Raw genomic sequence first — 6042 nt, forward strand, 5'->3', positions numbered from 1 at the left:
AGAGGAATCCCGGTCTGGAATTGCCTGTGTACCCGAAATCGTCTTGCCTCTCCTCAAACTCTATATATTAAAAGGGGCTGTCGCACTAAGCAAAACATATGCAAGATATAGTATAGAAGAATGTTTCAAACTAACTATATCTTATATCATTTTTCTTATTGCGACAGCCCTCTTCAGAAAATTCAAGAACGGTCAATACAATTCTGTTTTACACTGTCAGAGCCGCAAACCACCTGTCTTTCGATACACAGGAAAAGCAGGATTGCCCTTTCACTAAGCAAAGGGTTCACGGGCGTTCTTAGTGAAGGCGAAATCCACTGCTTACGGAGACTTGGGAAGGAAGGCTCTCCTGACTTCCCTAGCCGGAGTTAGCAGTTAGTTCGCCGAAACGCTGCCCGGTTTGCGTGGGAAAAGGCTATCCTGCTTTTCCGTCCGTATCCAAAGTTTGCGAATCTGAAGTAACAATCCCCTACGGCACCTGGAACCCAATATCCGCAATCTCAATCTGATCTTCGTCCCTAGTCGTTACACAGAAGGACAAATCTTTCTGTCCGTCATAGAGCACCATAATCTGACTGGTGCAGGTATTGTCCTCTCTGAGATCGGATTTCTGGTTCAGCCATTGGATATAATTTCCTTCGCTGTCTTTCACGCCCATATCCGGATCATTGTACTTATCGTTATAGGGCTCCTGTGTGAAATCCGGAAGCTCCACTTCCAGGACAAGGCCGGCTTTGGTCTTGACGCCGCGTTTTACCAGAATACCGTTTTCTTCTTTATTAATATCGAAGGTTTCATTCTTGGAAGTGTCAACCGTTACCGGGAACCGGAGGTTCCATTCGCCTGCTGCTGATCCGGTGGACTGGTATTCGCCGTTATCGTCCCATTTATCAAAGAGGTAGCCGTCAAGCTGACGCACCGTCCATTCCACCACCAGGGTTCCGTTTTCTTCGATTCCCAGTTCTACCGGATTGCTGCTGATGTCATAGGGATTCATCAAATCAATCTGCTGAGCTGCCACGTAGGTTCCGTCCGCCGACTTCTCAAAGGGCCGAATCACTTCTGACATGTGGGTTCCGTTGATTTTAATATCATAAGGTTCGCCGTCTTTTTTCTCAAGAATGATTCCGTCTGCGCTCATTAATTCTTCACGGTCTGTCTGGAGAGTTGTTGTATAATAGAGGATATAACCGTCACAGTACACATCGGATACGGAAATAACAACGCCGTCCTGCTCTGCCGTCAGCGCATATCCCTCTTCGCCCTGGCGTTTGTCCACCTCTTCCTGGACTGCAACTGCATTTTCACCGATGGTCTGGTATCTCTCGGTATCTTCCTGTTCATATTTCTCTCCCTGGGAGTTTTCAATCAGCGTTCCGAACACGCTGCTGAGTAATTCCTGAGCCTGTACCGGGTTGGCAATGCTGAATGCCCCTGTGGTAATCACACATGCTGCCGCAGCCCCCGCCGCTGTTTTCCAAACTCTGGCTTTTCTATTTTCTTTTCTGTTTTCATTCCTTTTCTTCATCCGTTTTACCTCCATCAAAATTCTCTGTTTATGTTCTTCTTTTTCTTTGGAGGATAATTCAGTTTTTTCATATTCGCTAAAATCAGTTTCAATCTCATTCAGTAATCTGTAAATATTATTTGCCATAAGAAACGCCCCTTTCTGTTCGGTACTGTCTGCGGATTTTGTTTTTCCCTCTGGATAAGCGGTTGTAAATTATTTCCTTTTTCATTCCCGTTTCTTCGCTTACCTGCTCGATTGTCTTATCTTCCACATATAATTTCATAAATAATTCCCGGTCCAGAGGCTTCAGACATTCCAGCATTTTTTCCACTTCTTCTGAGATTTCTTTTTCTATCATCCCGGCAAGCATACTGTCCTCCCGAACAATAGCGGTATCTTCAATATCCACGGTTACCAGTTCCCGCTGATACTGGCGGAGATAATCAATGGCCCGGTATCTTGCAATGGCCGCCGCCCAGTTTTTGAAAGAATTCCTGCTCTCATCAAAGTCGGAAATGTTCTGCCAGATTTTCAGAAGTACGTCGTCAAAGCATTCCTCCTGTTTCTGGGGCTGACTGAAAAGATGCTTGCGGATAATCGCCATCAAAAGCCCGCCATATTCATCTATTACATACATGAGCGCTTTTTCATTGTGCAATTGTAATTGCTGAATATAATTCTTTTCTCCAATCTTCATAAATTATCCTCTTTTCCAAACCTGCGCGCCGGCTTGTTTTGTCTTACACTTATTATTACGAATGGCGAAAAGGAAATCTATCAAAAATAAAAATATTTCTTTTTCTTCAATCAGAAACAGCAGGTTCCCCCAACGGAAAACCTGCTGCTCTTGTATTTTGCAAACTGCAATTATTTCAAAGTAACTTTTGCGCCTTCTGCTTCCAGCTTAGCTTTAATATCTTCAGCTTCTGCCTTCTCAGCGCCTTCTTTTACTACCTTCGGAGCGCCGTCAACTACTTCTTTTGCTTCTTTCAGGCCAAGACCGGTTACTTCGCGGACAACCTTGATAACCTTAACCTTGTTGGGGCCAACTTCTGTCAGCTCTACGTTGAAGTCAGTCTTTTCTTCTGCTGCGCCTGCGCCGTCTCCGCCTGCTGCTGCAACTACAACGCCTGCTGCTGCAGATACGCCGAATTCTTCTTCACATGCTTTTACTAATTCATTTAATTCTAATACGCTTAACTCTTTAATCGCTTCAATAAACTCTTCTGTTGTTAACTTTGCCATTCTAATTTCCCTCCATTTTCTATTTATTATGCTTCCGCTGTCTCTTCTGCAGGAGCAGCTTCTGCTGTCTCGCCTGCCTGGCCGCCCTGTTCTGCAATCTGATTAAGAACACGGGCAAAGTTGGTAATCGGTGACTGAATGCTTCCAAGGAATTTGGAAAGCAGTTCTTCTCTTGACGGAATGGAAGCAATTACCTTAATTCCGTCCGTATCATAGAAGGTTCCTTCTACCACGCCTGCTTTTAACTCCAATGCCGGAGCAGTTTTCGCAAACTTCGCAAGGATTCTTGCCGGCGCTGTCGCATCATCTTTTGAAACAGCAATGGCATTGGGCCCTTCCAGTAAAGAACTCATGCTCTCAAAATCTGTTCCCTTAAATGCAAAATTCATCAATGTATTCTTATATACTTTGTATACAACACCAGCTTCTCTCATCTGCTTACGCAGCTGTGTATCTTCCTCTACCGTCAATCCACGGTAATCTACCAGCACTACAGACTGCGCATCTTTGATGTAATCAGAAATTTCCTGTACGATGGGCTGCTTTAACTCTACTTTTGCCACGAATTGTGCACCTCCTTATTTTTTTAGAATTGCCCGGGGAGTTTTCCCTGCGCATAAAACAGCCTCTTTGTCCAAAAACAAAGAGGCTGAAATCATCTTTCATTCATTTACCGGCATAAACTGCCCTGTAAATTCCCTCGGCAGGCCGTATCGTTATGCCATTCGGCGCCTGCTGTCTTCGGTCATATGCTTGTTCAGTATATCATTGTGTATTTCGGATGTCAACACCAAATTAAACGAATTTTGCCGTATTGAGTTTTACGCCGGGTCCCATGGTAGGAGCCAGGGTCACGCTCTTTAAATACTGTCCTTTCAATACGGACGGTCTTGCTTTAATGATGGCATCCATAAGGGTCTGGAAGTTGTCCGCTAATTGTTCTTCTGAAAAAGATGCTTTTCCAATTGGCACATGGATAATATTTGTTCTGTCTAATCTATACTCAATTTTACCTGCTTTGATATCGTTAATTGCCTTGGTAACGTCCATGGTTACGGTTCCTGCCTTGGGGTTCGGCATTAAGCCCTTCGGTCCAAGTACACGTCCCAGACGGCCTACCACGCCCATCATATCCGGGGTAGCAACTACAACGTCAAAATCAAGCCATCCATCATTCTGGATCTTCGGGATCAGTTCTTCTCCGCCTACATGATCAGCGCCTGCTGCCAGAGCTTCGTCCAGCTTGTCGCCTTTGGCAAATACTAAAACCTTCACCGCCTTACCAGTTCCGTGGGGCAATACAACCGCGCCGCGGATCTGCTGTTCTGCATGACGTCCGTCACAGCCAGTTCTGATGTGGGCTTCAATTGTTTCATCAAATTTAGCAACTGCTGCTTTTTTTACAAGGCTGATTGCTTCTGCTGTATCATACTGCGCTGCTTTGTCAATTCCTTTGGCAGCTTCTGTATATTTCTTTCCTCGTTTCATTCTGATAACCTCCTAGTGGTAATATCGGGAGCCTGCCCCTCCCACGTTCTGCAGGAATTAAGATTGTTTCATTTCTTACGGATCTGGCCGGGAAATCCTTCTTCCTTTGGGCCCTGCCCATACGGGAACTGCGGAACATTTTATTCTTCCACAGTAACTCCCATGCTTCTTGCTGTTCCTGCGATCATACTCATTGCCGCTTCTAAAGAACCAGCGTTCAAATCCGGCATTTTCAGTTCTGCAATTTCCTGAATCTTGGCTTTGGAAATAGTTGCTACTTTTGTTTTGTTCGGTACTGCAGAACCTGATTTAATATTACATGCTTTTTTAATTAATACCGGCGCAGGCGGAGTCTTTGTTACAAAGCTGAAGCTCCTGTCTGCATATACGGTAATCACTACCGGAATAATTAAATCTCCCTGATCGGCAGTTCTGGCATTGAACTGTTTGGTAAATTCAACAATGTTCACGCCATGCTGTCCGAGCGCAGGTCCAACTGGTGGTGCAGGTGTAGCTTTTCCAGCAGGAATCTGTAATTTTATATATCCTTCTACTTTCTTTGCCATTTGGAAAATTCCTCCTTTTCATATCGTTGCATCTTATAACTTTCTGATATCTGTGAAACTTATTTCAACCGGCGTTTCACGGCCGAACAGGTCAACGTTGATTGTAACCATCTGTTTCCCATGATTCATAGACTGGATAATCCCAACCGTATCTTTCCAGACACCGCCGGTCACCTGGATTGAATCACCTTCTTCAAAGTCTACAACCACATTTTGATCAACCTGAATACCCAATGGCCTCATTTCAGCTTCAGTGAGTGGTACGGGCTTGGAACCCGGGCCAACAAATCCGGTAACACCCCTGGTATTTCTAACCACATACCATATGTCATCATTCATAACCATATTAATCAGAACATATCCCGGAAACATTTTTTTCTCAACGGTTTTCTTGACGCCGTTTTTCATTTCCACAACACTCTGCATCGGAACCCGCACCTCCAAAATCTGATCTTCCAGATGGCGGTTCTCGATGGTTTTCTCAATGTTCTCCTTAACTTTGTTTTCATAACCTGAATAGGTATGAACTACGTACCAGTTTGCCTCTGCCATAAATCACCTATGCCTCCTATAATTTCACCAGGTTATCCACACCATACCGGATGATTACATCCAATACGGCAATGATCAGACCTAAGACAACAGAAGCAGCTACCACAGCAGCCGTCTGTCTGCTAAGTGATTTTTTGTCCGGCCAGATAATCTTGCCAAACTCAGCCTTAAGACCGGTGAACCAGCTCGTTTTTGAAGCTTTTTCTGTATTGGTTTCTCCCATTTTTACCTCCAGCGGCGCAGCGAATGCGCCATCAATCAGGGACGGTCAAAATATTTTAACCTTCACTCTGCTCCATTTTATTACTTGGTTTCCTTGTGTAACGTGTGTGTTCTGCAGAATCTGCAGTATTTCTTGGTCTCCATTCTGTCCGGATGAGTTTTCTTATCCTTGGTCGTATTGTAGTTACGTTGCTTACATTCTGTACATGCCAGTGTAATTCTTGTGCGCACAACTTCCACCTCCACTTGCTTTCTAATTTTAGGCATAAAAAAAAGACCTACTTCCATCGCTAGTCTAATATAGCACACTTTTCCCCTGCCCGTCAATACTTTTGCCTGAACTATTTTAAGTAATTGGACTTAATTGCAAATTTAAATTCCACCCCTCTATGGAATTTAATCTTGCAAGTCTTCCTCTACTCAATAGTGGAATTTAATCTTTCCGAATGATCTGTTAAA

At 44.2% G+C, this 6042-nt stretch carries 10 protein-coding genes and 1 other annotated feature; of the genes, 1 reads left to right on the plus strand and 9 read right to left on the minus strand.

All coding sequences use genetic code 11. The annotated features are described in order from the left end of the window. The coding region (locus ACTO17_RS19295; protein WP_482559069.1) for a hypothetical protein at positions 1-277 on the plus strand (277 nt) is incomplete at its 5' end. A 192-nt stretch (positions 278-469) separates the two neighbouring features. Here ACTO17_RS19295 and ACTO17_RS19300 read toward each other — a convergent pair. The 9 genes from ACTO17_RS19300 to rpmG all read right to left on the minus strand — a co-directional run bounded on the left by ACTO17_RS19300 (position 470) and on the right by rpmG (position 5814). After that, positions 470-1654, minus strand: a complete 1185-nt coding sequence (locus ACTO17_RS19300) for a DUF4179 domain-containing protein (RefSeq protein WP_482559070.1) — start codon at positions 1652-1654, stop codon at positions 470-472. Continuing rightward, entirely contained in the window at positions 1644-2207 is a 564-nt protein-coding gene (locus ACTO17_RS19305; protein WP_172536997.1) for a sigma-70 family RNA polymerase sigma factor, read from the minus strand. Before ACTO17_RS19305 ends, ACTO17_RS19300 begins: the two co-directional genes overlap by 11 nt. A 170-nt stretch (positions 2208-2377) precedes the next feature. Further along, positions 2378-2755 carry a 50S ribosomal protein L7/L12 gene (gene rplL, locus ACTO17_RS19310; RefSeq protein WP_172536996.1) on the minus strand — a complete coding sequence of 126 codons (378 nt, stop codon included), beginning with the start codon at positions 2753-2755 and terminating at the stop codon, positions 2378-2380. A gap of 26 nt (positions 2756-2781) precedes the next feature. Further along, positions 2782-3318 (minus strand): 50S ribosomal protein L10, encoded by a 537-nt coding sequence (rplJ, locus tag ACTO17_RS19315; protein ID WP_172536995.1) that lies wholly within the window; start codon positions 3316-3318, stop codon positions 2782-2784. Between the two features lie 46 nt (positions 3319-3364). After that, positions 3365-3518 (minus strand) — a sequence feature (ribosomal protein L10 leader region). A 32-nt stretch (positions 3519-3550) separates the two neighbouring features. Further along, entirely contained in the window at positions 3551-4243 is a 693-nt protein-coding gene (gene rplA / locus ACTO17_RS19320) for a 50S ribosomal protein L1 (RefSeq protein ID WP_172536994.1), read from the minus strand. Between the two features lie 140 nt (positions 4244-4383). Further along, positions 4384-4809: a 50S ribosomal protein L11 gene (gene rplK / locus ACTO17_RS19325; protein WP_172536993.1), complete on the minus strand. Its 426-nt coding sequence runs from the start codon at positions 4807-4809 to the stop codon at positions 4384-4386. 33 nt (positions 4810-4842) lie between these two features. Next, positions 4843-5361: a transcription termination/antitermination protein NusG gene (gene nusG, locus ACTO17_RS19330; RefSeq protein ID WP_482559071.1), complete on the minus strand. Its 519-nt coding sequence runs from the start codon at positions 5359-5361 to the stop codon at positions 4843-4845. Between the two features lie 16 nt (positions 5362-5377). Continuing rightward, on the minus strand, positions 5378-5584 hold the full coding sequence (gene secE, locus ACTO17_RS19335; protein ID WP_172536991.1) for a preprotein translocase subunit SecE: 207 nt from the start codon (positions 5582-5584) through the stop codon (positions 5378-5380). A gap of 80 nt (positions 5585-5664) precedes the next feature. Continuing rightward, positions 5665-5814 carry a 50S ribosomal protein L33 gene (gene rpmG, locus ACTO17_RS19340; protein ID WP_172537001.1) on the minus strand — a complete coding sequence of 50 codons (150 nt, stop codon included), beginning with the start codon at positions 5812-5814 and terminating at the stop codon, positions 5665-5667. Positions 5815-6042: the final 228 nt, after the last annotated feature.

The organism is Petralouisia sp. (assembly GCF_056822245.1).

What these genes read in the sequence shown, in the direction of transcription:
- ACTO17_RS19300 (WP_482559070.1), bottom strand. Translation starts at nt 1,654, where the DNA reads ATGGCAAATAATATTTACAGATTACTGAATGAGATTGAAACTGATTTT.
- ACTO17_RS19305 (WP_172536997.1), bottom strand. Translation starts at nt 2,207, where the DNA reads ATGAAGATTGGAGAAAAGAATTATATTCAGCAATTACAATTGCACAAT.
- rplL (WP_172536996.1), bottom strand. Translation starts at nt 2,755, where the DNA reads ATGGCAAAGTTAACAACAGAAGAGTTTATTGAAGCGATTAAAGAGTTA.
- rplA (WP_172536994.1), bottom strand. Translation starts at nt 4,243, where the DNA reads ATGAAACGAGGAAAGAAATATACAGAAGCTGCCAAAGGAATTGACAAA.
- rplK (WP_172536993.1), bottom strand. Translation starts at nt 4,809, where the DNA reads ATGGCAAAGAAAGTAGAAGGATATATAAAATTACAGATTCCTGCTGGA.
- nusG (WP_482559071.1), bottom strand. Translation starts at nt 5,361, where the DNA reads ATGGCAGAGGCAAACTGGTACGTAGTTCATACCTATTCAGGTTATGAA.
- secE (WP_172536991.1), bottom strand. Translation starts at nt 5,584, where the DNA reads ATGGGAGAAACCAATACAGAAAAAGCTTCAAAAACGAGCTGGTTCACC.